This is a genomic window from Bacillus sp. FSL K6-2865 (assembly GCF_040311405.1).
Lineage (GTDB): Bacteria > Bacillota > Bacilli > Bacillales > Bacillaceae > Bacillus > Bacillus velezensis.
This window is the reverse complement of sequence record NZ_CP152036.1, coordinates 3,825,537-3,848,932: the sequence shown is the minus strand read 5'-3', so window position 1 is coordinate 3,848,932 and position 23,396 is coordinate 3,825,537. Positions and strand designations below refer to the sequence as shown.

Annotated in this window: 26 protein-coding genes; 24 read left to right on the top strand and 2 right to left on the bottom strand. The window is 49.4% G+C overall.

Features of this window, described 5'->3' with window-relative positions:
* The first annotated feature begins 111 nt into the window (after positions 1-111).
* Positions 112-336, top strand: a complete 225-nt coding sequence (locus NYE42_RS19010; RefSeq protein ID WP_032863870.1) for a hypothetical protein — start codon at positions 112-114, stop codon at positions 334-336.
* Positions 337-366: 30 nt separating this feature from the next.
* On the opposite strand, the gene NYE42_RS19005 is transcribed toward NYE42_RS19010, so the two are convergent.
* Complete coding sequence (locus NYE42_RS19005) at positions 367-1,179, bottom strand: bifunctional hydroxymethylpyrimidine kinase/phosphomethylpyrimidine kinase (RefSeq protein ID WP_144664805.1); 813 nt, start codon at positions 1,177-1,179, stop codon at positions 367-369.
* 149 nt (positions 1,180-1,328) lie between these two features.
* On the opposite strand from NYE42_RS19005, the gene NYE42_RS19000 reads away from it, so the two are divergent.
* The 8 genes from NYE42_RS19000 (at position 1,329) to NYE42_RS18965 (ending at position 6,712) form a co-directional block, all read left to right on the top strand.
* A complete protein-coding gene (locus NYE42_RS19000; RefSeq protein WP_007614551.1) occupies positions 1,329-1,667 on the top strand; it encodes a PadR family transcriptional regulator in 339 nt (112 codons plus the stop codon).
* Positions 1,660-2,295: a permease prefix domain 1-containing protein gene (locus NYE42_RS18995; protein ID WP_132105616.1), complete on the top strand. Its 636-nt coding sequence runs from the start codon at positions 1,660-1,662 to the stop codon at positions 2,293-2,295. Before NYE42_RS19000 ends, NYE42_RS18995 begins: the two co-directional genes overlap by 8 nt.
* Positions 2,296-2,339: 44 nt before the next feature.
* Positions 2,340-2,867, top strand: a complete 528-nt coding sequence (locus tag NYE42_RS18990) for a hypothetical protein (RefSeq protein ID WP_241457752.1) — start codon at positions 2,340-2,342, stop codon at positions 2,865-2,867.
* 84 nt (positions 2,868-2,951) lie between these two features.
* Positions 2,952-3,758, top strand: coding sequence for a glycosyltransferase family 2 protein (locus NYE42_RS18985; protein ID WP_241457750.1), 807 nt, complete (start codon positions 2,952-2,954; stop codon positions 3,756-3,758).
* Positions 3,759-3,772: 14 nt separating this feature from the next.
* Positions 3,773-4,456, top strand: a complete 684-nt coding sequence (locus NYE42_RS18980) for a uracil-DNA glycosylase (protein ID WP_012118732.1) — start codon at positions 3,773-3,775, stop codon at positions 4,454-4,456.
* A gap of 60 nt (positions 4,457-4,516) precedes the next feature.
* The gene (locus NYE42_RS18975) at positions 4,517-4,939 is read left to right on the top strand and encodes a YwdI family protein (RefSeq protein WP_015387535.1); all 423 of its coding nucleotides are present in this window, start codon (positions 4,517-4,519) and stop codon (positions 4,937-4,939) included.
* Positions 4,940-4,957: 18 nt separating this feature from the next.
* On the top strand, positions 4,958-6,277 hold the full coding sequence (locus tag NYE42_RS18970) for a purine/pyrimidine permease (protein WP_144664810.1): 1,320 nt from the start codon (positions 4,958-4,960) through the stop codon (positions 6,275-6,277).
* Positions 6,278-6,340: 63 nt separating this feature from the next.
* Positions 6,341-6,712, top strand: a complete 372-nt coding sequence (locus NYE42_RS18965; RefSeq protein WP_003150969.1) for a DUF423 domain-containing protein — start codon at positions 6,341-6,343, stop codon at positions 6,710-6,712.
* Positions 6,713-6,758: 46 nt separating this feature from the next.
* On the opposite strand, the gene gerQ is transcribed toward NYE42_RS18965, so the two are convergent.
* Positions 6,759-7,304: a spore coat protein GerQ gene (gene gerQ, locus NYE42_RS18960; protein ID WP_007614539.1), complete on the bottom strand. Its 546-nt coding sequence runs from the start codon at positions 7,302-7,304 to the stop codon at positions 6,759-6,761.
* Positions 7,305-7,584: 280 nt separating this feature from the next.
* Here gerQ and NYE42_RS18955 point away from each other — a divergent pair, with 280 nt between their 5' ends.
* The 15 genes from NYE42_RS18955 (at position 7,585) to NYE42_RS18885 (ending at position 23,393) form a co-directional block, all read left to right on the top strand.
* The gene (locus tag NYE42_RS18955) at positions 7,585-8,355 is read left to right on the top strand and encodes a glycosyltransferase family 2 protein (RefSeq protein WP_015240806.1); all 771 of its coding nucleotides are present in this window, start codon (positions 7,585-7,587) and stop codon (positions 8,353-8,355) included.
* Positions 8,356-8,359: 4 nt separating this feature from the next.
* Positions 8,360-9,784: a CDP-glycerol glycerophosphotransferase family protein gene (locus NYE42_RS18950; protein WP_144664811.1), complete on the top strand. Its 1,425-nt coding sequence runs from the start codon at positions 8,360-8,362 to the stop codon at positions 9,782-9,784.
* 22 nt (positions 9,785-9,806) lie between these two features.
* Entirely contained in the window at positions 9,807-10,976 is a 1,170-nt protein-coding gene (locus NYE42_RS18945) for a DegT/DnrJ/EryC1/StrS family aminotransferase (RefSeq protein WP_342497130.1), read from the top strand.
* The gene (locus NYE42_RS18940; RefSeq protein ID WP_015418470.1) at positions 10,977-11,840 is read left to right on the top strand and encodes a GNAT family N-acetyltransferase; all 864 of its coding nucleotides are present in this window, start codon (positions 10,977-10,979) and stop codon (positions 11,838-11,840) included.
* Positions 11,840-12,961, top strand: a complete 1,122-nt coding sequence (locus NYE42_RS18935) for an N-acetylneuraminate synthase family protein (protein WP_047936283.1) — start codon at positions 11,840-11,842, stop codon at positions 12,959-12,961. The genes NYE42_RS18940 and NYE42_RS18935 overlap by 1 nt, the downstream gene beginning before the upstream one ends.
* A complete protein-coding gene (locus NYE42_RS18930; RefSeq protein WP_186314448.1) occupies positions 12,954-13,694 on the top strand; it encodes a spore coat protein in 741 nt (246 codons plus the stop codon). The genes NYE42_RS18935 and NYE42_RS18930 overlap by 8 nt, the downstream gene beginning before the upstream one ends.
* Position 13,695: 1 nt before the next feature.
* A complete protein-coding gene (locus tag NYE42_RS18925; protein ID WP_144664814.1) occupies positions 13,696-14,700 on the top strand; it encodes a glycosyltransferase in 1,005 nt (334 codons plus the stop codon).
* A gap of 27 nt (positions 14,701-14,727) precedes the next feature.
* Complete coding sequence (locus NYE42_RS18920; RefSeq protein WP_003150981.1) at positions 14,728-15,465, top strand: sugar phosphate nucleotidyltransferase; 738 nt, start codon at positions 14,728-14,730, stop codon at positions 15,463-15,465.
* A gap of 2 nt (positions 15,466-15,467) precedes the next feature.
* Positions 15,468-16,415 carry a dTDP-glucose 4,6-dehydratase gene (gene rfbB / locus NYE42_RS18915; protein ID WP_007407684.1) on the top strand — a complete coding sequence of 316 codons (948 nt, stop codon included), beginning with the start codon at positions 15,468-15,470 and terminating at the stop codon, positions 16,413-16,415.
* Between the two features lie 20 nt (positions 16,416-16,435).
* Complete coding sequence (rfbD, locus tag NYE42_RS18910; protein WP_114354770.1) at positions 16,436-17,284, top strand: dTDP-4-dehydrorhamnose reductase; 849 nt, start codon at positions 16,436-16,438, stop codon at positions 17,282-17,284.
* Positions 17,281-17,736, top strand: a complete 456-nt coding sequence (locus tag NYE42_RS18905) for a dTDP-4-dehydrorhamnose 3,5-epimerase family protein (RefSeq protein WP_003150986.1) — start codon at positions 17,281-17,283, stop codon at positions 17,734-17,736. Before rfbD ends, NYE42_RS18905 begins: the two co-directional genes overlap by 4 nt.
* 215 nt (positions 17,737-17,951) lie before the next feature.
* On the top strand, positions 17,952-18,413 hold the full coding sequence (bslB, locus tag NYE42_RS18900; RefSeq protein ID WP_327954778.1) for a biofilm surface layer hydrophobin BslB: 462 nt from the start codon (positions 17,952-17,954) through the stop codon (positions 18,411-18,413).
* A 184-nt stretch (positions 18,414-18,597) separates the two neighbouring features.
* The gene (locus NYE42_RS18895; protein ID WP_352426642.1) at positions 18,598-19,884 is read left to right on the top strand and encodes a Glu/Leu/Phe/Val dehydrogenase; all 1,287 of its coding nucleotides are present in this window, start codon (positions 18,598-18,600) and stop codon (positions 19,882-19,884) included.
* A 207-nt stretch (positions 19,885-20,091) separates the two neighbouring features.
* The gene (gene pruA / locus NYE42_RS18890) at positions 20,092-21,639 is read left to right on the top strand and encodes an L-glutamate gamma-semialdehyde dehydrogenase (RefSeq protein WP_015418463.1); all 1,548 of its coding nucleotides are present in this window, start codon (positions 20,092-20,094) and stop codon (positions 21,637-21,639) included.
* Between the two features lie 71 nt (positions 21,640-21,710).
* Positions 21,711-23,393 carry a M20/M25/M40 family metallo-hydrolase gene (locus NYE42_RS18885; protein WP_031378578.1) on the top strand — a complete coding sequence of 561 codons (1,683 nt, stop codon included), beginning with the start codon at positions 21,711-21,713 and terminating at the stop codon, positions 23,391-23,393.
* Positions 23,394-23,396 lie beyond the last annotated feature (3 nt).

The following is a 23,396-nucleotide window of genomic DNA, read 5'->3' as shown; positions in this document are numbered from 1 at the left end:
ATCGTTCTTTTTTCTTATGTGAAACCTATGCCATCTGTGCTATTCTTCAAACGAAAGCCTATGATTCCAGGAATAAAAGGAGTTGTTTTCTCAGTTTTGAAAAATCAGAAGATGACGCCGAAATGTTTACTTGTCAAAGCCGCAGAGCAAGTGGAAGATAAGCGGGAAGAATATAAAGAAGTATTGCTTCAGCTCAATCGCATGCTCAAGAGAGCTGAGCCGCACAATGAATGGAGTGCTCGGCTGATGCATACATATGAACAGATGAAGGAATATGCGCTGTTTGTGCAGTCTATTGAGATGTTTTTGCGGTCATCCGCGAAAAAAATGAAATAATCCCCCTCGATCATGAGGGGGATATTTATTTTATTTTCCGCTAAGACGCATCGCCGAATGTTTAGTCGGTCCGATGTATTGGTTCAGCGGGAAGGATTCTTTGATTGCCGCAGTGATAAATTCTTTTGCCGCATAGATGGCTTCCTTCACTTCAGCGCCTTTGGCCAGTTCTGCCGTCACGGCGGCGGAGAATGTGCATCCGGCTCCGTGCGTGTAAGGTGTATCAATCATTTCGCTTTCTAATACTTCCGCGGTTTTTCCGTCATACAGCACGTCGATCGCTTTTTCATGTTTCAATTTGCCTCCGCCTGTAATCAATACATATTTCGCGCCGAGTTCGTGAATTTTCTTGGCCGCTTCTTTCATGTCTTCCACCGTTTTTAATTCATCCATATCGCTCAGCTGGCTTGCTTCAAACAGGTTTGGCGTGATGACGGTTGCCAGAGGCGCCAATTGGGTGCGAAGCGCTTCGGCATGCTCCGGATACAGCACTTCGTTCGCTCCTTTGCAGACCATGACAGGATCGATAACGACATTCTTCAGCTGTTTTTCTTTAATCGTTTTCGCCGCAAGCTCTATGATCTCCACGGTAGGGAGCATTCCCGTTTTCATGGCGTCTACGCCGATTCCGTCAACAATCGTCGCCAGCTGTGCGCGAATCGTATCGGCATCGATCGGAAATACTTGATGATCCCAGCTGTTCTCCGGGTCCATCGCTACGATCACGGTCAAAGCCGTCATTCCGTATACGTTTTTTTCTTGAAATGTTTTTAAATCGGCCTGAATTCCCGCGCCGCCGCTGGAATCAGAACCGGCAATAGTAAGTGCTTTGTGCATTGACATATCAATGGCCTCCATCAGTGTTTTATATCTCATTATAGTTAGATTTTCTCCCAATCACAATACGGAAGGCTTGGAGGAATGATTTGACAGCCGCAGGGGATGTGCGTACAATACCTACATAAGATTACTAGGTAAGGGTGAGAAAATAAATGCTCAACAGGGAGCTTGTAAAGGGAAGCACGGTCATTCTGGTGCTGACGCTCCTGAATGAACGGCCCATGTACGGGTATGAACTTGTGAAAGAAATGGAGAAAAGAAGCGGGAATGAACTGCAAATGAAGGAAGGCACGCTGTACCCATCGCTTCATAAGCTTGAACGCCAAAGCTATATTTCTTCTTACTGGGAAAAGCAGACCAAAGGGCCGGACCGAAAATATTACCGGATCACCGATGAAGGAAAAACCATTCTAGCCGAACGGACGAAGGAATGGAATCTGTTCTCTGCTTTGATGGACCGGATGCTGAAGCGGGGCGGGCAGAATGGATAAGGACCTTTATGTGCAGGAAATCAGAAAAGGGCTGGAAGGCAAGGCCGGAAGCCGTGAATTATTAAAGGAAATCGAAAGCCATATTCATCATGCCATTTGTGATCATCTGGAAAAAGGCAAAACCGAAAGCGAAGCGATGGCGCTTATTCTGCGGGAAGTGGGGACTCCGTCTGAGATTATCTCTGCTTTTCAAAAAGCTTCGGCGGTGCCCGCGCGGACTTTTATGCTCTTTTATCTGTTCTGCAACTGCGGTCTTTTTGTGATGGGGGCGATGATTACGATGATGCACGCGTGGAGAATTCATCCCGCTGTTGACGCGCTGTGGAAAGGGATTTCCGTGTCAGTATGGCTGATCATGATCGGTTATGTGCTGTATTGGTTCCAAATCGGCTATCAAGCTGGCAAAGAGTTCGGGGCTGGCGGCAAAAAGCTTGCTGAGCGGACGGTATGGGCTTCAATGGTGCCGAATCTATGTTTTATGTTTGTCTTTTTGTTCAATCTGGTTCCGGCTGGGCTGTTTCCTTCGGCGGTCACACCGAGTTTTGCGGCAGTATGCGCCGTTGTGACGGTCTGTTTTCCGTTTTGCGGAAAATTGGGTTTTTACGCAGGCAGGCAGAGACTTGCCTGATTTTTTTCACTATATACATAGAATTTCTATATAGGAGTGATGAAATGAGACTGGGTTCGTGGATATACGGCGCGTGCGCCCAAATAGCCGTTACCGTGTTTACCGTTTTCAGCTTGCTTCTCGTATTGCCTGTTGTGAGTCTTTTTATTATGGTAATGAACACGCTGCAAGACGCTTTTTTTGCTGTTTTCGGGATTTTGTTCCTTCTCTTATTTTATGCGCTGGGGTGGCTTTGGGCTGTTTCATTTGCACGGGAGTGGAAAGTGAAACTTTTCGAGCTGCAGATCAGTTCGCTCATTCCGCTGGCGGGTATATTATACTTGTACATTGACAGCGGGGTGAGTATACCGGAACTGATTCATGATTGGCATGAGGATGGATGTGCGCTTGTCCCGCCGGCTTTTGTCTGCTTGTGCACATGCTATGCGATGGTGTTGGTGCCTGTTTATCAATCAAAACTTTGGAACGCCATGGAGGCGGGCAGACTTAATGCCAAGGCGGTCTGCACTGTTTGGGGAGACCTTCTCATCATTCTCGTTTTGCTGGCGGGCATGACCTGGATTTGTTTCTGAATGGGCCGAAATCAAAAATCCCCCCTGATCTCTCCGCCGCTTTATGTTTTAATAGAACATGAGAAAAAGCAGAAGGAGCGGATCATGAATATATCAATTGTCATAGTCACGTATAATCGGATTCCGGCTTTGTGTGAGCTGCTGGAGTCGATTTCCATGCAGACCATAAAGCCTTATGAAGTGTTCATTGTAAATGATGCCGGGGAATCGGTCGAACAAGCGAAGCAGCTGTACAGCGATCTGCCGATTCAGATTATTGATTTAGAACAGAATGCCGGACATGTGGAAGCTCGGAACGCAGGTGTGAAAAAAGCGTCGGGTGATTGTATCATGCTGTGCGATGATGATGATTTCATTACGCCGGGCCATTTGGAAAGAATGGCGGCTGCACTTGCTGATGCGGATTTTGTCCATTCTGACGCGGAAATTGTGTCATTTGAAGAACGGGGCGGCACGAGATACCCGGTGTCACGAAAGCCGTTCGCCTATACGGCGGATTATGCGGATATGCGGGTATTTTCCACGTACGTTCCGTCAGGCAGCATGTACAGGCGTTCTCTGCATGACACGTTAGGGTATTTTGATCCGGATGTCCATAATTATTGGGACTGGGACTTTTATTTGCGCGCCGCGAAACAGCACCGTGTGAAGCGTGTTCCTTGCGCGAGCGTCATATATGCGTTTTTTGAGGGAGGCGGCAATCAGTCCGCGGATCTCGGCGGCAAACGGAAGCGGTACTTAGACCGGTTAAGCGAAAAGCACGGGCTTGGAGAACTCCCGACGAAAAACTTCGCGGTTCTTCTTGAAGAGCCGGACATGAAGAGGCGGGAGGCGCCGACTGACATTGTGTGGGACGGAAAGCCCGTCCATTCAAGACTGCACAGTTCATAAGGGGGACGGACAGTTTGAAACAGCTTTTAAAAGACAGCTGGTGGAATCAGCTGAAAGATGAATTTGACAAACCGTATTATCAAGAGCTGAGAGAGATGCTGAAACAAGAATACAGCAGCCAAACGATTTATCCTGACAGCCATGATATTTTTAACGCCTTGCATTATACGCCCTATGAGGATGTAAAAGCAGTCATTCTCGGACAGGACCCGTATCACGGGCCAGGACAGGCGCACGGGCTTAGTTTTTCCGTTCAGCCCGGGGTCAGACAGCCGCCGTCTTTGAAAAATATTTTCATAGAGCTTCAGGACGATATCGGCTGCTCCGTACCGAACCACGGATCGCTCGTCAGCTGGGCGAAGCAGGGAGTGCTTTTGTTAAACACAGTGCTTACGGTTCGCCGCGGTCAGGCCAATTCCCACAAAGGCAAGGGATGGGAGCGGCTCACTGACCGCATCATTGATGTGGTGAATGAAAGAGAGAAGCCGATTGTCTTTATCCTATGGGGGCGTCACGCGCAGATGAAAAAAGAGCGCATTGACACATCGAAACACATTATTATTGAATCGACTCATCCGAGCCCGTTTTCGGCAAGGAACGGTTTTTTCGGGAGCAGACCGTTTTCCCGTACAAACGCCGCCCTTGAAAAAATGGGGGAGCAGCCCATCGATTGGTGCATCCCCGACCTGCCGCAATAAACGGTTTTTTTGAGGCGCTTCCGCCCGGCGGAAAGCGCCTTTTTTGGCGTTCCGGGCGGTATGCCGTCAGAAAAAATAACAAACTCAATTCTGCGATTCGCTCAGAAATTTGATAAAATGCAGGAAGAAGACAAATTACTGCTGGAGGATTTACTCATGAACATACATATCTCTGCTTTGATTCAGAAGATGGAAGAAGAACTGAGGCAGGCGAAAACGGCGACCCGCACCGAGGAGGTCAAAATGCACGCGGCCGCCATCCGCTCTCTGTGTGATGTCGTGCTCGGCACTCAGACGCACACCGCTCCGGCGCCTGTGCAGAATCCGATTCCGAAAGCGGCGCCGAAACCTTCCGCGTCTCCTTCGACAGATCCGCTGCTGCTTGAAAAAATGATGGGCAGCGCCGGGCTGAACCAATATCAGAAAAAAGCGAAAGACGAACGTGAGGAAGACGGAAACGGGGATTCCATTTTCGATTTTTAACAGGAGAGGTTGATTGACTTGAAACTGATACTCGGGGGTTTGCAATGGACGGCATTTATGATTGCGGCTGCGATTGTAGTTCCTGTCGCCATCGCACAATCATTTCACTTGAACCATGCCGATTCTGCCGCATTGATTCAGAGCACATTTTTTGTGCTTGGCGTCGCCGCGGTCATCCAATGTCTCCAGGGACATCGTCTGCCGATTAATGAAAGCCCGGCAGGCTTATGGTGGGGCGTATACACGATTTACGGCGGACTGACTGGCACGGTGTTCGCGACATTCGGCGAGACGCTGCGGGCGCTGCAGGGGGCGCTGTTATTAAGCGCTGTCTTTTTCTTTTTGTTCAGCCTTTTTAAAGTGATTGAACGGCTGGCCGTGCTGTTTACGCCGGTTGTGACCGGTGTGTATCTGCTACTGTTGGTCATGCAGCTGAGTCAGCCGATTGTGAAAGGCCTTTTGGGCATCGGCTATTTAAAAAACAGCGTCGACGGCCTTGTATTCGGGCTCGCCATGGTTGTGACGGCGGCGATGTTCATCATGTCCCGATCGAATGTTACGTTCTTAAGACAGTATGCGATTCTCCTTTCGCTTGCCGGCGGATGGATCTTATTCGCCGTCTTCGGCGCTGCCAAACCGATTCAAATACCGGACCGCGTGATTCAGCTGCCGTCTCTTTTTCCGTTTGGAAAACCCGTGTTTGACAGCGGCCTGATCATTACGTCACTCTTCATTACCGTGCTTTTGATTGTCAACATGCTCGCGAGCATCCGGGTTGTAGAAGCGGCGGTGAAAAAATTCGGCGGCACCGTCGGGAAGCGGCGTGAGCGTCCGGCAGGGTTTGCGGCTTCGATCAGCCACCTTTTGAGCGGACTGTCAGGGGGCATTGCGCCTGTGCCGATTTCAGGGGCGGCCGGTTTTATTGAGACGACGAAGCTTCCTTCGAAAAAGCCGTTTCTTTTGGGAAGTGTATTTGTCATGATCATCAGTATGATCCCGCTATTTATGAATGCGTTTGCGAGTCTGCCCTCACCGGTCGGCTTTGCGGTAAACTTCGTCGTTTTTTCCACGATGGCGGGTCTTGCCTTTACGGAGTTTGACTCTTATGAGAAAGCGGAGCAAAAACGAATCCGCTCCATTATCGGTCTGGCGCTCCTGACGGGGGTCGGCGTAATGTTTGTGCCGGAGAGCGCGTTATCAGGGATGCACCCGATCCTGATTTCGCTCTTAAGCAACGGCCTTGTGCTCGGGACGCTGCTGGCGATAGCGATTGACCGAATCCAGCTTATCAAAAAGAAAAAATCCGACAATCTCGTGTCATCGGATGACGGACGTTGAATTTTGCCGATGTTGGGTTATGATTGAATTGGAAACTTTAACGAAAAGGCGGGAGAAAAATAGATGAAAGTGTTTATTATTCTTGGTGCGATTAACGCTTTATTGGCCGTGGCGCTGGGCGCTTTCGGCGCGCATGGGCTTGAAGGGAAAATCCCCGATAAATATTTACAGGTGTGGCACACAGGTGTGCAATATCATATGTATCACGCGCTCGGTCTTCTGGCTGTCGCGTTTTTGGCCGAAAAGCTTTCTGGCGCAGGCAGTGTTTCTGTTGCGGGCTGGCTGATGTTTGCGGGCATCGTTCTGTTTTCAGGAAGCCTGTACGTATTGAGCGTGACGCAGATTTCCATTCTAGGCGCGATTACACCGCTCGGCGGCGTGGCGTTTATCATCTCTTGGATTATGATTATCGTCGCGGCCGTCAAATATTTATAAAGAAAAAAAGCCAATCCTCTGTCAAGTGAGCGATTGGCTTTTTGATTTATCTCGGAGAATAAGAAGACATGGAGTACGGATAAGTATAAGCGATTTCCTCATCAAACGTGATGTAATCAAGGTAAATGGTCAGAAGCAGATAGCGGGTGCCCGTTTTCGGATCGCTGATGATGATATGGTCACGTCCCGCCGCCTGAATCACACCGCGGAAAATCTTTGAATTCCATTCTTTGCTGTTTTCAAATGTCATATAAATCGTCGCCGTTTTGCCCCGGTTCAACCGCAGAATATTTTCAATGTATGACTCTTCAATCGGCAGCATGCCGGGAACGTTTTGTGACGATGATGGACCTGACGGAATCTGAAAGCTGCCGCCGCCCTGCTGCTGCGGCTGGCCGGGGAACCCCCCGCCGAAGCTCTGCTGGCCTTGCTGCATCGGCATTGTCATTTGCTGCTGCATCGGCATCATTTGTGATCCTTGGCCCTGAGGCTGCGGATAAGGATTAGGCCCGAGCTGCGGCTGGTATCCTTGCATATCCATTCCCATCCCCATCCCTTGCATTTGCTGATATTGATTCTTTTTCGGTTTCATATTGTTCCTCCTTTGATGAAAACCTCTTGATGCTGAAACCTCCTGACAAGTATCAGACAGCCGACAGAGCGGCTGCTGTTTTTATCTATTCCACCATATGAGCCCAAAGAAAGATTTATGCGAAAAAAGAAAATACGCTCCAATAAGTCCGGACATCAGAGCCGGCTTTTTTTGTGTGCGCAATGCTGACTTTTCACATAATAGTCTGTATTCCTAGCGCATCTTCCGCATAAGGAACATATGATAGCGGTAGTTTCAGGTGCGAAAAGGGGGTGACGAGTTGCCTAAAGTGTCAGTGATCATGACGAGCTATAACAAAAGTGACTATGTGGCCCGCTCTATTAAAAGTATTTTGTCTCAGACGTTTACGGACTTTGAGCTGTTCATTATGGATGACAACTCAAATGAAGCGACATTGGCGGAAATACGTCCTTTTCTCACGGATGACCGCATCCGGTTTTATCAAAGCGATGTATCGGGCGTCAAAGAAAGAACGGAAAAAACACGCTACGCCGCCTTGATTAATCAGGCAATAGAAATGGCGGAGGGCGAGTACGTGACGTATGCGACCGACGACAACACGTATGTGCCGGAACGGCTTGAGAAAATGGTGAAAGAGCTTGATGAAGACCCGGAAAAAGCCGTCGTGTATTCAAGTTCCAAAACCTATCATCTGAATCAGCGGAAAGAGACGGTGAAGGAGACGGCCAGGCCCGCCGAACGGATCGTGTGGAACGCGCCGTGCGCCATTGACCATTGTTCGGTCATGCACCGGTTTTCCGTGCTGGAACAGGTCAAATCGGCATTCGGTTCCTATTGGGATGAAAGCCCGGCGTTTTACCGGATTGGTGACGCCCGTTTCTTCTGGAGAGTGAATCATTTTTATCCGTTTTACCCGATTTCTGAGGAGCTTGATATCAATTATATTACCGATCAATCCATCCATTATCAGCTTTTCGCGGCGGAGAAAAACGAGTTTGTGAACAGCCTTCCGCAGCAGACCACGTGCCGGGAGCTGAGGGAATCATTAAAAAAGCTTGGAAAGGGGTGAGGGCTTGTCGGCATACTTAGCGAACTATTGGGTGCTGTACCGGCAGTATATTGACCTTTTTCAGTCACTTCGCTACAAAGACATCCCGCTCGCATTGATCAGTAATTTTTATCAATATATCAGTCCGGCGCTTCGGGAGAGCATGGAGCAGAACCCAGAGCTTTTCGGTCCGGCTGATCAGCATATTCCTGAAGCCGGTATACAGCCATATTATGATCAAAAAAGGCAAAACATTAAGAAAACAGATGAGAAACCGGTAAACGGAAAGGTCATTCTGCATTTCGATCATCTTCGGTTCACCGAGGGAAACTACCGGCAGTTTGACCCGGCAAAAACAGCAGTACTGGCCAGATGGAGTCTGCCTGACCATTACGGGCTGCCCGTTATCTGCAAATTGGAGCTGACGGGAATGGGGCAAAAAGGGAACCCCGTCCCTTATATTGAAAAAGCCCATTCCATTTTGAAAGAGCTTCACAGCCATCCCGCTTTCGGAAACAGAGAATTTCAGGAACGTTTGTATAAAGACATCCCGTTATTTATTGAAGCGATTGACGCCATTGATATTTTGTTTACGGCCGAAAAGATTTCCGCCGTTGTAGTCGGCACGACGGAGGATATTTACAGCCGTGTGCTGGCGCTGACGTGCTCGAAAAAAAACGCCGTCAGCATCTGTCTGCAGCACGGAGCGCTCATGGGAGATGAAGCGTTTCTGCCCGTATTTACGGACTATCAGGCCGTATTCGGGGCTTATGAAGCGGAGTGGTATAAAGCAAAAGGCTGCAGGGATGAACAAATCATCATCACGGGGCATCCCCGTTTCGACGAGATTTTCTCAAGAGAGCCGATAGATCAGGACACGTTTTACCGCAAACTTTCTTTTCTCCCGTCACAGCGGACGGCGCTGATCGCCACGCAGCCGTTTTCTGATGAATTTTATACGGGAGTGCTTGAAGAGCTTGCCGGCCAAAAGAACATGCAGCTCATTATTAAACCGCATCCGTGGGAAATCGGCAAAAACAAGCTGGATGCTTACAATCAGGTGCTGCGGAAATATAAAGCAGGCAAAATCATCAAAAAAGAGATGGAGCTGTATGATATTCTCCCGTATGTTGACGCTGCGGTGACACAGACATCAACGGTCGGTCTTGAAGCGATGCTGTTTCAAAAGCCCGTGCTGATCGGAAAATCAGCGGGAACCCGCAGATACCCTTATTATCACTCACTTGGAGAATTTGTCTTTGAGGACCCGCAGGCACTCGCTCAGGAATTAATCCGGATATGCGAAAGCCCCGCAGAATATCAAAAAGCGGAACAGGCGCGCCGTGCTTTTGTCGCCGCGAACTACCCGGTTCAGGATTCGCTTGCCGCTTTATGCCAAGTGCTTCAGGAAAAAACCGGAGTCAGCTTCAGACGGGTTGACCCTTCATAAAAAAGATAGGAGCGCAAAGAAAATGGTGCAAAAAAGATCAGCTTTTCTTCCCTATTCATTGCCCATGATCGGGAAGGACGAAATTCAGGAGGTTATTGATACGCTTGAATCGGGCTGGCTTTCAAAGGGACCGAAAGTAGAGGCGTTTGAAAAAGCCTTTGCCGCCTGGACGGGGGCAAAGCACGCGATCGCGCTGAACTCATGTACCGCCGCTTTGTTTTTGGCCCTGAAAGCGAAAGGGATCGGTCCCGGCGACGAGGTCATCACGTCTGCCGTGACGTTCAGTTCAACGGCCAATACAATCGTGCACACAGGCGCCGTTCCGGTGTTTGTTGACATCGATCCGCTTTCGCTGAATGCGGACTCTGAAAAAATTGAGGCGGCCGTCACCCCGCGGACAAAAGCGATTGTACCCGTTCATTTCGCCGGCCAGTCGTGTGATATGGATCAGATTCTGGCCATTGCCGAAAAGCATCAGTTATTTGTCTTAGAGGATGCCGCACATGCCGTGTATACCACGTACAAACAGAAAATGATCGGATCAATCGGTGATGCGACGGCATTCAGCTTCTACGCGACAAAAAACCTGGCAACCGGTGAAGGCGGCATGCTGACGACGGACGATGACGGGCTTGCCGATCAAATCAGGGTGCTCAGCCTTCACGGCATGAGCAAAGGCGCGTGGAACCGCTATTCTTCAAACGGAAGCTGGTACTACGAGGTCGAAACGCCCGGCTATAAAATGAATATGTATGATCTTCAGGCAGCGCTTGGGCTTCATCAGCTGAAACGGATTGACAGCATGCAGCAAAGAAGAGCCGACATTGCGAGCCGCTACCAGGACGCCTTCAGACACATGAAAGGGCTGACCATCCCGCATGTCAGTGATGACGGGCGGCATGCATGGCATCTGTATGTTCTTCAAATAGAGGAGCAGGAGGCCGGGGTCAGCCGGAACGATCTGATTTCCGCTTTAAAAGACCAATATAATATCGGCACAAGTGTTCATTTTATTCCGGTTCCGTTCCATCCGTATTATCAAAAAACGTACGGGTATAAGGAAACTGACTTTCCGGCCGCTGCAGCGTATTATCACCGCACCGTGTCACTCCCTCTTTATCCGTCAATGACAGATGACGACGTTGAATACGTCATTGCAGCCGTTACGGATATCGTCAAAGGGGCTGATTAGGTGTACAGACTGAGGGAAAATCTTGCGCAGGACATGATTCATACCTTCCTGCATCAGAAGGGCATTCAGCCGGAAGCCTATGAATCGTCGCTCTGTTTATTGGAAGAAAACAGCCTTCAAGGCGTAATTTTATATGAAAACTCTTCGTGGGAAAGTCAATTGTTCCGAAAAAATATCATCAATGTGAAGCTTGCAGCCGCAAACAGCGCCGGTCAGCTTAAAAGGCTGTTTCAGGAATTTTACGCGGCAAGGCGGGCGGCAGGCACTGATTTTATATTTATTAAAATACCGGCTGAAGATATCGGCGCGATGCAGGTCGTTCAGCAGCTTCCGAACGCTTATTTTGTAGGGAGTCTGCTCAAGCTCGTCAGTCCTGTGCGTGTATATAACAGCACACCGCCGTTTGAGATTACAGAAGCCGGACCCGGCGACACGGAAGCGATCAGCCGGCTGGCCCGCGACGCCTTTACAAAAAGCAGGTATTACCAAGATCCCCGCCTCAGCTATGAAAGTGCAAACCGCCTGTTTGAAGAGTGGGCGCGGAATAACGCGGAAGGCAGAGCTTCGTTACAATTCGCCGCCACATATAAGGGAGAGACCGTGGGCTTTATTCAGGGGCTGTCTAAAGGCGATGAATTCGTCCTTGATCTGATGGCGGTAAAGCCGGGCTTTGAAGGGAAAGGAGCGGGATTCCATTTAGCGGCGCACATTATTGAACAATCATTGCGCTTTCAGCATAAGACTGTATCAGCGGGAACGCAGCTCCACAATGTAAGAGCCATCCGCCTGTATGAAAGAATGGGATTTAAAGCGGATGCGTCCTATTACTACTATCATGTGTGGCCCGGGAAGGAGGCGGACTGATGGCATCATGCCAAATCGGAACGAAGTCAATCGGCGAAGGTTCGCCCGTATTCATCATCGCCGAAGCCGGAATTAATCATGACGGAAAACTGAGCCAGGCGTTTGAATTGATAGATGCGGCCAGTGAGGCCGGCGCGGACGCGGTCAAGTTCCAAATGTTTCAGGCTGACAAAATGTATCAGAAAGACCCCGGCTTGTACAAAACCGCTGCGGGAAAAGACGTCTCGATATTTTCTTTAGTGCAATCAATGGAAATGCCCGCTGAGTGGATCGAACCGCTGCTTGAATATTGTAAGAAAAAAGGCGTGCTTTTTTTAAGCACGGTCTGTGACGAAGGCTCTGCCGACTTACTGTATGCGACTTCGCCTTCAGCCTTTAAAATCGCCTCCTACGAGCTGAACCATCTGCCGTTATTGAAATATGTCGCGGGGCTGAAGACCCCGATTATTTTTTCCACCGCGGGCGCTGATATTTCAGATATTCAGGAGGCTTATCAAACCATTACCGGCGAGGGGAACAAAGAAATTGCGATCATGCATTGTGTAGCGAAATATCCCGCGCCGCCTGAATACAGCAATCTGAGCGTCATTCCCATGCTTGCCGCCGCATTCCCGGATGCAGTGATCGGTTTCTCCGATCACAGCGCCCATCCGTATGATGTGCCGTGCGCGGCGGTCAGGCTCGGAGCGAAACTGATTGAAAAGCATTTTACGATCGATAAAAACCTGCCCGGTGCTGATCACTCCTTCGCCCTCAATCCGGATGAATTAAAACAAATGGTTGCGGCGATCCGCTCAGTTGAAGCGGAGCTGCGGCAGGGGCATCACGCTTCGGTGCCGGAAGTGCTGTCGGGAAGCTCCCATAAAACCACGACACCGATTGAAGGAGATATCAGAAGGTTCGCTTACAGAGGCATTTTTTCAACAGCGCCGATTCAAAAAGGCGAATGTTTTACGGCGGAAAACCTTGCCGTCCTTCGTCCCGGCCAAAAACCGCAGGGGCTCCACCCGAGATATTTTGAACTTTTAACTGACGGGACGCGTGCGGTCAGGGATATCCCCGCTGACACGGGCATCACTTGGGATGACCTTTTGACGAAAGGCAGCCCATATGATGACTGACATTTTGTTTATCATTCAGGCGCGGATGGGAAGCGGGCGTCTTCCCGGCAAAGTGCTGAAACCGATCGGCGGGTATACGATTCTCGATATGATTGTCAAAAGGGTTCGGCAAAGCGCGTATTATGATCAATCGCGGGATAATCTGATCGTCGCCGCGTCTGACAGCAAGACCGACGACATTCTGTCTGCGCACTGCCTCAGCAAGAACTACCGTGTGCACCGCGGTAGCGAGCAGCGCGTGCTTGACCGGTTTGCACAAGTCATCGAACGAGTAAAACCGGACATCGCAGTCAGACTGACGGGGGATAACCCGTTTGTCGACCCTTCGCTGCTTGATTTTCTGATTCAATCGCATTTAGATCAGCACGCGGACTACACGTATATCTGCGGTACACCGCTTGGCATCGGCGGCGAGGCGGTAAGCGCGCGACTTTTAACGGAGATCAATGCCGACAAAACGCTGGCGGACAAATACCAGGAACATGTCACGCTTTTAATAAGAGAATCTCCTGAGAGGTACCGGCTTCTCTTTCCTGAGCCCCCGCAGGAACTCCGGGCTCCTCACTTGCGGATGACCGTCGATACAGAAGAGGACTACAGGCTGGCCCGCGAGCTGTACGTAAAAGCGGGCTCGCGTCCTGATATTCCGGCAAGAGAATTGATCCATCTGCTGAATAGTGATCCGGAGCTCAGGGCCATTAATCAAATGATCCGGCAAAAAGAGGCTGATTAGCATGCGGGTTTTGATTTTCGCGGACGGGGGCCGTGACATCGGCATGGGGCACGCGGTGCGGATGAAGCTGCTTGCCGGTGCCATTAAGAACAATTGCTCAATAACGTTCTGCACAAATAAAGAGGCTTCTTCTTATCTGTCATCTGATCAATGGGAAGTGATCATCAAGCCTGACAAGGGACAGAAGGAATTTATTGTCCGGGAAATAAACAGGCAGGCTCCTGACCTTCTCATATTCGATCTGCTCGATATGCCGTGTGACTGGTTAGAGGAAGTCAAAAAGCATTCATCGGCACGCATCGTCTTATTTGAAGAAAAACGGGAACATGTCATTCATTTATGCGATGCCGTTATAAACGGCATTTACGGAGGGCTGAAAAGCCGGACGGTCCAAATGGGCAGCGCCGCGGTATATGAAGGCCCGGATTATATGATTCTTCATCCGGGTTTTGAAAAAGCCAAACAGCTTTATCAGCTGAGAAAAGAATGCCGGACCATATTGGTTTCATTAGGAGGAAGCGACCCGAAGAACCTTGTCTTTAAAGTGATGGAAGCATGCCGCCGCATCCCCGACATTCAGCGAAAACGAGTGATCATCGTCATGGGCGGCGCCGCGCCTCATGCTGACGACGTGCGCGCGCATCTTACACAAATGCCTTATGCCGAGCTGGTAAGGCAGACAAATGACATGGCCGCGCTTCTTTCGAGGGCTGATATGGCCGTCGTGTCCGGCGGGATCACTTTATATGAAACCATTTGTACAGGTGTGCCCTGCATCGTACTTTCTCAAGTGGAGCATCAAACTGAGACGGCGGAAAAATTCGCCGCACGGGGGGCCGCCGTTCATCTCGGCCTTGGTGAATGCATATCAGCGGACGTTCTCGCACGGCATATGTCTGACATGGCCGCTGATTATCCGATGCGGACCGGACTTCATCAAAACGGAAAGCCGCTGGTTGACGGCAGGGGCATCAAACGGGCGGCGGCGATTCTTTATGATTTGTGATAAAACCACACGTAAGGAAGTGTTCATGTGAAAGGTGTTATCTTAGCCGGAGGCACCGGCTCACGCCTTATGCCGCTGACAAAAGCGGTCAATAAGCATTTACTCCCTGTCGGTCCATATCCGATGATTTACTGGTCGATCATGAAGCTGGAAGAAGCGGGGATTACAGATATCTTGCTGATTACGCAAAAAGAATATATTCCGCAATTTCATAAACTTCTCGAAACCGGAGAAGAGCTCGGCGTCTCAATCACATATCAGGTTCAGCCAGCCGCATCCGGCATATCCGACGGTTTATCATACGCAAAGCGGTTTACAGGTCGCGATCCGTTCGTTCTGCTTTTGGGAGATAATATTTTTGAAGATTCATTAAAACCTTATACGGAGCGTTTCGCAAAGCAGGGAAAAGGAGCGAAAGTGCTGCTGAAAGAAGTGGACGATCCGGAGCGCTTCGGCATCGCCGAGATTGATGAGGAAAACAAACGGATCAAGTCGATCATTGAAAAGCCGGAGCAGCCGCCGACCAGACTATGCGTCACAGGGATCTACATGTACGACGCAGAAGTGTTTTCCTATATTGAACAAATTTCCCCTTCAAAACGCGGCGAACTGGAAATTACGGATGTCAATAATTTATACATTGAACACAGTGAGCTGACGTATGATGTGTTAACGGGCTGGTGGGTGGATGCGGGCACGCATGAATCGCTCTACCTCGCCGGAAGCCTGGCGCATCAGGCATTACAGAAAGGACAGGAGCATTAATCATGCCAAAATCATATTTAATTACAGGGGGCGCCGGATTTATCGGCCTTACCTTTACAAAGATGATGCTGAAAGAAACGGACGCGCAGATTACCGTCCTGGATAATCTCACGTATGCAAGCAGGCCGCTTGAAATAGAAGCCTTAAAAAAGAACGGCCGTTTCCGTTTTATCAAAGGTGACATTTCTGAAAAAGAGGACATTGACAAAGTCTTTTCCCAAATGTATGACGCTGTCATTCATTTTGCGGCTGAATCCCATGTGGACAGAAGCATAAATCAGGCAGAGCCGTTCATCACAACAAATGTGATGGGCACATACCGACTGGCGGACGCGGTGTTACAGGGAAAAGCCGGCAGGCTGATTCACATTTCCACAGATGAGGTGTACGGAGATTTGGCGCCGGATGATCCCGCTTTTACGGAGACGACGCCGCTTTCTCCGAACAACCCGTATTCGGCCAGCAAGGCAAGCTCAGACCTGCTCGTCATGTCTTATGTGAGAACCCATAAGCTTCCAGCCATCATTACGAGATGCAGCAACAATTACGGGCCGTACCAGCATCACGAGAAAATGATTCCGACCATTATCAGGCATGCCGTAAACGGCACGCCGGTTCCGCTGTACGGCGACGGGATGCAGATCAGAGACTGGCTGTTTGCCGAAGATCATTGCCGCGCCATTAAGCTCGTGCTGGAAAAAGGAACACTCGGTGACATTTACAATATCGGCGGAGGAAATGAACGGACGAATAAAGAGCTTGCGTCATTTATCATGAAGGAGCTCGGTGTCGAGGAACGGTTTGCTCATGTCGAAGACAGAAAAGGGCATGACCGCCGTTACGCCATCAATGCTTCAAAGCTGAAAAATGAGCTGGGATGGCGGCAGGACGTCACATTTGAAGAAGGAATGAGAAGAACCATTCGCTGGTATACAGACAGCCAAGACTAATCGGAAAGAAGGGGATCCGATTGACGAAGGTATTAGTAACCGGAGCGGCCGGCCAGCTGGGGCGGGAGTTATGCCGCCAGCTGAAGCAGGAAGGGTATGAAGTGATCGCCTTGACAAAAGCGATGATGAACATATCTGACCAGCGTTCGGTGCGGCACTCGTTCAGCCATTACAAGCCGGATATCGTCGTCAATACGGCGGCATACACCTCCGTTGACAAATGTGAAACGGAGCTCGACAAAGCGTATTTAATAAACGGAATCGGCGCTTATTATGCCGCGCTTGAGGCTGAAAACACCGGCGCGAAATTCATTCACATCAGCACCGATTACGTCTTCAGCGGCAAAGGAACACGGCCATACCAGACCGATGATCCCGCAGATCCGGGCACGATTTACGGAAAAAGCAAAAAACTCGGCGAAGAACTGATCCGGTTAACGGGGAAAAACCACACCATTATCAGAACATCGTGGGTGTACGGCAGCGGCGGGCACAACTTTGTCAATACGATGCTGAAACTTGCGGATACACATGATCAGGTGCGTGTCGTTAACGATCAAGTCGGGGCGCCGACGTACACAAAGGATTTAGCCGAAACGGTGATCGGTCTGTTTGACAGGCCGCCGGGCTTATACCACGCCGCAAACAGCGGAGTGTGCAGCTGGTATGAATTTGCCAAGGCTATTTTTGAAGAAAGCGGCAGAACCGCCTCCGTGCTGCCCGTCACGACGGAGGAATACGGAAATGAGACGCCGCGCCCCGCTTACTCGGTGTTGAGTCTTGAGTCGATTGAACGGCAGGGGCTCGGCATGAGGCATTGGCGGGAAGCGCTGCATGATTATTTACAAAGGGAGGGACAGTGCAAGTGATCGAAGGCGTAAAAATCAAAAAGCTGATCAAACACAGCGATGACCGGGGTTTTTTCTCAGAACTCGTCCGTGACGATGAACATCTCTTAGAGCGTTTCGGGCAGGCTTCCTGGTCCAAAAGCTATCCCGGCGTCATTAAAGCGTTTCACTATCATGAGAAACAGGATGACCTATGGTTTTTTCCGACGGGCCACGCCCAGGTCGTGCTGCATGACCTTCGCGAAGAGTCTGCAACCAAGGGAGAAACGGATGTCTACTACATGGGAGAAGACAATCCGATGCTCCTTCTCATTCCCAAAGGCGTCGCACACGGGTACAGAGTGCTGGGTGAAACCCCGCTGACCATTATTTATTTCACGACAATGTCCTACAATCCGGATCAGCCTGACGAAAAAAGAATCCCGTGGAATGATGACACCATCGGATTTGACTGGCAGACGGCTCACCGATAGCGCACAAGACGAAGACAGCAGATGTCTTCGTTTTTTGTGCTGATTCATCTCGTGAAAAATAAATGATAGAATATTCCAAAAAATAATTTACTTCCATGGATAAAGGTGGTAGATTATTCTCAGGAAAAGAGAAACCCAATTCGCGAATGGAATCATCAGACACGCTTTTCCGGCAGAGGACGCTCTGAATCCCATATGATCTGGAGGAATTCATGATGTTAAAAAGAAAATCATTTTCGGCCTTTCTCATCAGTGCTGCGGTATTTTTAGCTGTGTTCTTGCCATCTTTTCATGCGAACGCCCAATCTGCCGTTATTGAAGCGAAAACCGTCAATAGTACGAAAGAATACGCGACGTCTGATATTGAAGTCACATACAAGCCGAATGCGCTGCTTGCCGTCGGTGCCGTTGAATTTCAATTTCCTGACGGGTTCAACGCCACTGTGAGGGACTCTGTAAACGGAAGAACACTGAAAGAAACGCAAATTCTCAACTACGGAAAAACGGTCAGACTTCCGCTTACCCTTGACTTATTGGGCGCGTCTGAATACAATCTCGTCCTGGTGCGTAAAAACCTTCCGCGCGCGGGCGCGTATACAATTAAAGGCGATTACGTAAACGGTTTGGGGGCCGGCAGTCTTTATGCCGAAACAAAGCTGGTTATTGACCCGCGTTAATCCAGGATGAAAGAGGCTGACAACAGCCTCTTTTTTTATGCGCAAAAAACCTGGCATGAATCTTGCATATAAAAAGGGCGTAACGACAATGTGAAAGGGATTGATGGGTTTTGGTGTAAAAGCGCTTACATTTTGTTCTGCCGGTAATTGAAGCTTACACGTAAAATACGATGAGGTGATAAACATGTCAGCCAACCCGCTTTCTAAAAGCAATCAGAAAGATGAAGAAAAAGAAGTTCTTAATTTGTTCTTGTCAACACAATCGATCATAAAAGAGGCCCTGCGCAAACTGGGCTATCCTGACAATATGTATGAACTGATGAAAGAGCCGATGCGGCTTTTAACCGTCCGCATCCCTGTCAAAATGGACAATGGCTCAGTACAGGTTTTCACGGGCTACCGCTCACAGCATAATGACGCAGTCGGCCCGACAAAAGGGGGCGTGCGGTTTCATCCGGAAGTCAGTGAAGAAGAGGTTAAGGCGCTTTCCATCTGGATGACTTTAAAATGCGGCATCACAAATCTTCCTTACGGGGGCGGAAAAGGCGGCATCATCTGTGATCCGCGGACGATGTCATTCGGAGAGCTGGAACGGCTGAGCCGCGGATATGTGCGTGCGATCAGCCAGATCGTCGGTCCGACAAAGGATATTCCGGCTCCCGACGTATATACCAACTCGCAGATTATGGCATGGATGATGGACGAATACAGCCGCCTGAGAGAATTTGATTCACCGGGATTCATTACGGGCAAACCGATCGTTCTCGGCGGTTCACAGGGGCGGGAGACGGCGACCGCGCAAGGCGTCACGATTTGTATTGAGGAAGCCGTTAAGAAAAAAGGGATTCCATTGGAAAATGCGCGGATCATCATTCAGGGGTTCGGAAATGCGGGGAGCTTTCTCGCTAAATTTATGCATGACGCCGGCGCCAAGGTGATCGGCATCTCAGACGCCCACGGCGCTTTGTATGACCCTGACGGCCTTGACATTGATTACCTGCTGGATAAGCGGGACAGCTTCGGCACGGTGACGAATCTCTTCTCGGATGTCATAACGAACAGGGAGCTGCTGGAAAAGGACTGTGATATTCTCGTGCCTGCCGCAATCTCCAATCAGATTACGGCTGAAAACGCCCATCACATTAAAGCCTCAATCATTGTGGAGGCGGCAAACGGCCCGACAACGATAGATGCCACGAAAATTCTGAATGAAAGAGACGTGCTTCTCGTGCCGGATATTTTGGCAAGCGCCGGCGGCGTGACGGTGTCTTATTTTGAATGGGTGCAAAATAATCAAGGCTTTTACTGGTCTGAGGAGGAAGTCGCCGGAAAACTGCGCAGCGTCATGGTGAATTCGTTTGAATCCATTTATCAGACAGCGCATATCCACAAAGTCGATATGCGTTTGGCCGCCTATATGACGGGCATCAGAAAGTCGGCTGAAGCGGCCCGGTTCCGCGGCTGGGTATAAGTGTTATCCGCAAAGAGATTTTGCATCAGTTATATAGCTGATCGCAAAATTTCTTTGCGTTTTCAGATTACAGCTGACAGATTCGGACAAGCTTCGTCCGCTTTCGGCAAAGATTTTCTTATTTTTATCACAAATTGCTATGCTGGTATGCTTCTTGCATCTTCATAAAGCGTGAGCACACATTACAAAATACGGGGAGGAATTCTAATGACAGTTTCATACGCACACGAACCATTTACAAATTTTCAGGAAGAGACAAATAAACAATCGTTTCAGGAAGCGCTGGCTTATGTGAATTCACAGCTCGGCAAGCATTATCCGCTTATCATCAACGGTGAAGCGATTGAAACGGATAAAAAGATCATTTCCGTCAATCCGGCAGATAAAAAAGAAGTGATCGGTTCTGTATCGGCCGCCGGAAAAGAACTTGCGGAAAAGGCCATGCAGGCTGCGCTGCAGGCATTTCAAACATGGAAAAAAGTACGGCCGGAACACCGCGCGAATGTGCTGTTTAAAGCGGCGGCGATCATCCGCAGAAGAAAGCACGAATTCTCCGCGTATCTAGTGAAAGAAGCGGGAAAACCGTGGAAGGAAGCGGATGCGGATACGGCGGAAGCGATCGACTTTTTAGAGTATTACGCCCGTCAGATGCTGAAACTGAAAGACGGTTCTCCTGTAAAGAGCCGTGACGGAGAATATAATCAGTATCACTATGAGCCGCTTGGGGTGGGAATCGTCATTTCTCCATTCAACTTCCCGCTTGCGATCATGGCGGGAACGGCGGCGGCAGCCATCGTAACAGGCAACACGATACTGCTGAAACCGGCGGATGCGGCGCCTGTCGTGGCGGCGAAATTCGTTGAAGTGATGAAAGAAGCGGGCCTGCCGGACGGCGTGCTCCAATTCATACCGGGCGACGGAGGAGAAATCGGCGACTATCTGGTTGAGCATCCGAAGACGAGATTTGTGTCGTTTACAGGTTCCCGCGCGGTCGGATGCCGTATTTATGAACGCGCCGCAAAAGTACAGCCGGGCCAAAAGTGGCTGAAACGGGTCATTGCCGAAATGGGAGGGAAAGATACGGTGCTTGTAGACAGAGATGCTGATCTTGATCTTGCCGCTTCCTCAATCGTGTATTCCGCCTTCGGATTCTCAGGCCAAAAATGTTCAGCCGGTTCCCGTGCGGTCATCCATCAGGACGTCTATGATGAAGTTGTTGAAAAAGCCGTCGCTTTAACAAAATCACTCACCGTCGGAAGTCCGGAAGATTTTGATACATACATGGGGCCAGTCATCCACGAAGCATCTTATAATAAAGTCATGAGTTATATCGAAATCGGCAAAACAGAAGGAAAACTCCTGACGGGAGGCGAAGGTGATGATTCAAAAGGATACTTTATTCAGCCGACCATTTTTGCGGATGTTGATGAAAACGCCCGCCTGATGAAGGAGGAAATTTTCGGGCCGGTCGTCGCGATCTCAAAAGCCCGTGATTTCGACCATATGCTTGAGATTGCCAATAATACCGATTACGGACTGACGGGCGCTCTGTTATCAAAAACCCGCGCGCACATTGAACGCGCCCGCGAAGATTTTCACGTCGGAAATCTATACTTCAACCGCGGCTGTACGGGAGCGATTGTCGGATACCAGCCGTTCGGCGGCTTCAATATGTCAGGAACCGATTCAAAAGCAGGAGGACCTGACTATCTGATTCTTCATATGCAGGCAAAAACAACGTCTGAAGCCTATTAATCTTTCGGAAATAGCGCGATGAAAAAGAGAGTCGCGCTATTTTCTCTATATGAGGGTAAGGAGGATGGAATATGTATCAGCAGCTCAGCAAAATGCTTCCGGAGGAGAAAATAGAAGCCATTACGAAATCACTGGTGGCGTTAAACAGCATCAACGGCACATTGGGAGAAGGAAAAAAAGCCGACTATATCAAAGATATGATCAAGAGCTTTCCCTACTTTCAGGAGAATCCGTCACATGTGTGGGAGCAGGCGATTCCTGAGGACCCTTACGGCCGCAAAAATATTTTCGCATTTATTGAGGGAAACGGCGAAAGCCTGAATACGGTCATTTATCACGCTCATCTTGATACGGTCGGCATCGAGGATTTCGGCCCTTTAAAAGATATCGCTTTTGATTCCGACCGTCTCGCGGAGTATTTCTCAAACTATGAATTTGATCGGGATGTGCAGCGGGACGCCCGCTCAGGCGAGTGGATGTTCGGAAGGGGTTCGGTTGATATGCAGAGCGGTATTGCCGTTCATCTCGCCAATCTGCTTCACTTTTCTGAACGGCGTGATCAGCTGCCGGGCCATATTCTGTTCATGGCAAACCCGGATGAAGAAAGCCAGCATTCCGGCATTTTAACCAGCATTTCTGAATTAAAACGGCTGAAACAAGAAAAGCAGCTTCGTTATTTAGCAGCGATTAATAACGATTTTATCACCCCGCTGTATGAGGGTGACACGACAAGGTACATCTACACGGGCGCGGCAGGGAAGCTTTTGCCTTGCTTTGCGATTTACGGGCGGGAGGTGCATGTCGGTGATACGCTGTCCGGCATCGATCCGAATTTGATCGCGTCAGAAATCACCAGAAGAATTCACAACAATATTCATATGGCGGAAAACATTGAAGGGGAGCTTGTGCTTCCGCCGACCTGCCTGTACCAGCGTGACAACAAGGAAGCGTATAACGTGCAGACCGCCGTCAGCAGCTATGTCTATTTTAATTATTTTATTTACGAGAAAACCGCCAAAGAAGTCATGGATCAGCTGACCGCCGTGGCTGACGAAGCCTGCAAAGAGACAGAACAAAAATTATCTGATTATTACGACGAATACTGTGAGAGAACGAGCCTGCCGAAAAAAGAGATGTCATGGAACGTTCAAGTGTACAGTCTGGAAGATTACCTGAAAAGGCTGAGAAGCCGCGGGATAGACCCTGCACAGTGTATCGGGCAGGCATTTCAAACATATGAACATCTTGAACTGCGGATGAGATGCTTTAAAGCCGTCGAGGAACTGCAAAAACTCGATCCTGAGCAGGGAGCCAAGGTCATTATTTTCTATGCGCCGCCTTACCTTCCGCACAATTATCTGAAAGAAGAGAGCACACGGGACCGGCTTTTGCAGCATGTCATTCAAGAAGCGGTCGATAAAACAGCGGCGTCAACCGGAGAAACATTCGCCTTTAAAAAGTTTTTCCCTTATTTAGCGGACGGAAGCTTTTTATCGCTGCATGAAACAGACGAGGAGGTCTCCGCCTTTACCGATAATTTTCCGGGCTGGGATGTCATCGGGACGATTCCTTTTAAAGAAATCAGGGAATTGAATATTCCGTCGGTCAATATAGGGGTATACGGAAAGGACGGCCATAAATGGACGGAACGCGTGTACAAGCCGTACACATTCCATGTGCTGCCGGAACTCATTCAGCAGACAACAATGCACCTTTTGCACAGCTACCGATTAGACATACGCACAAATGGCTGACAT

Coding starts and splice junctions, on each gene's coding strand:
- NYE42_RS18965 (WP_003150969.1), top strand. CDS start 6,341: ATGAAAGTGTTTATTATTCTTGGTGCGATTAACGCTTTATTGGCCGTG.
- bslB (WP_327954778.1), top strand. CDS start 17,952: ATGTTAAAAAGAAAATCATTTTCGGCCTTTCTCATCAGTGCTGCGGTA.
- gerQ (WP_007614539.1), bottom strand. CDS start 7,304: ATGAAACCGAAAAAGAATCAATATCAGCAAATGCAAGGGATGGGGATG.
- NYE42_RS19000 (WP_007614551.1), top strand. CDS start 1,329: ATGCTCAACAGGGAGCTTGTAAAGGGAAGCACGGTCATTCTGGTGCTG.
- NYE42_RS19005 (WP_144664805.1), bottom strand. CDS start 1,179: ATGTCAATGCACAAAGCACTTACTATTGCCGGTTCTGATTCCAGCGGC.
- NYE42_RS18925 (WP_144664814.1), top strand. CDS start 13,696: ATGCGGGTTTTGATTTTCGCGGACGGGGGCCGTGACATCGGCATGGGG.
- NYE42_RS18995 (WP_132105616.1), top strand. CDS start 1,660: ATGGATAAGGACCTTTATGTGCAGGAAATCAGAAAAGGGCTGGAAGGC.
- NYE42_RS18935 (WP_047936283.1), top strand. CDS start 11,840: ATGGCATCATGCCAAATCGGAACGAAGTCAATCGGCGAAGGTTCGCCC.
- NYE42_RS18885 (WP_031378578.1), top strand. CDS start 21,711: ATGTATCAGCAGCTCAGCAAAATGCTTCCGGAGGAGAAAATAGAAGCC.
- rfbB (WP_007407684.1), top strand. CDS start 15,468: ATGCCAAAATCATATTTAATTACAGGGGGCGCCGGATTTATCGGCCTT.
- NYE42_RS18945 (WP_342497130.1), top strand. CDS start 9,807: ATGGTGCAAAAAAGATCAGCTTTTCTTCCCTATTCATTGCCCATGATC.
- NYE42_RS18985 (WP_241457750.1), top strand. CDS start 2,952: ATGAATATATCAATTGTCATAGTCACGTATAATCGGATTCCGGCTTTG.
- pruA (WP_015418463.1), top strand. CDS start 20,092: ATGACAGTTTCATACGCACACGAACCATTTACAAATTTTCAGGAAGAG.
- NYE42_RS18895 (WP_352426642.1), top strand. CDS start 18,598: ATGTCAGCCAACCCGCTTTCTAAAAGCAATCAGAAAGATGAAGAAAAA.
- NYE42_RS18930 (WP_186314448.1), top strand. CDS start 12,954: ATGACTGACATTTTGTTTATCATTCAGGCGCGGATGGGAAGCGGGCGT.
- NYE42_RS18990 (WP_241457752.1), top strand. CDS start 2,340: ATGAGACTGGGTTCGTGGATATACGGCGCGTGCGCCCAAATAGCCGTT.
- NYE42_RS19010 (WP_032863870.1), top strand. CDS start 112: ATGACGCCGAAATGTTTACTTGTCAAAGCCGCAGAGCAAGTGGAAGAT.
- NYE42_RS18975 (WP_015387535.1), top strand. CDS start 4,517: ATGCCGTCAGAAAAAATAACAAACTCAATTCTGCGATTCGCTCAGAAA.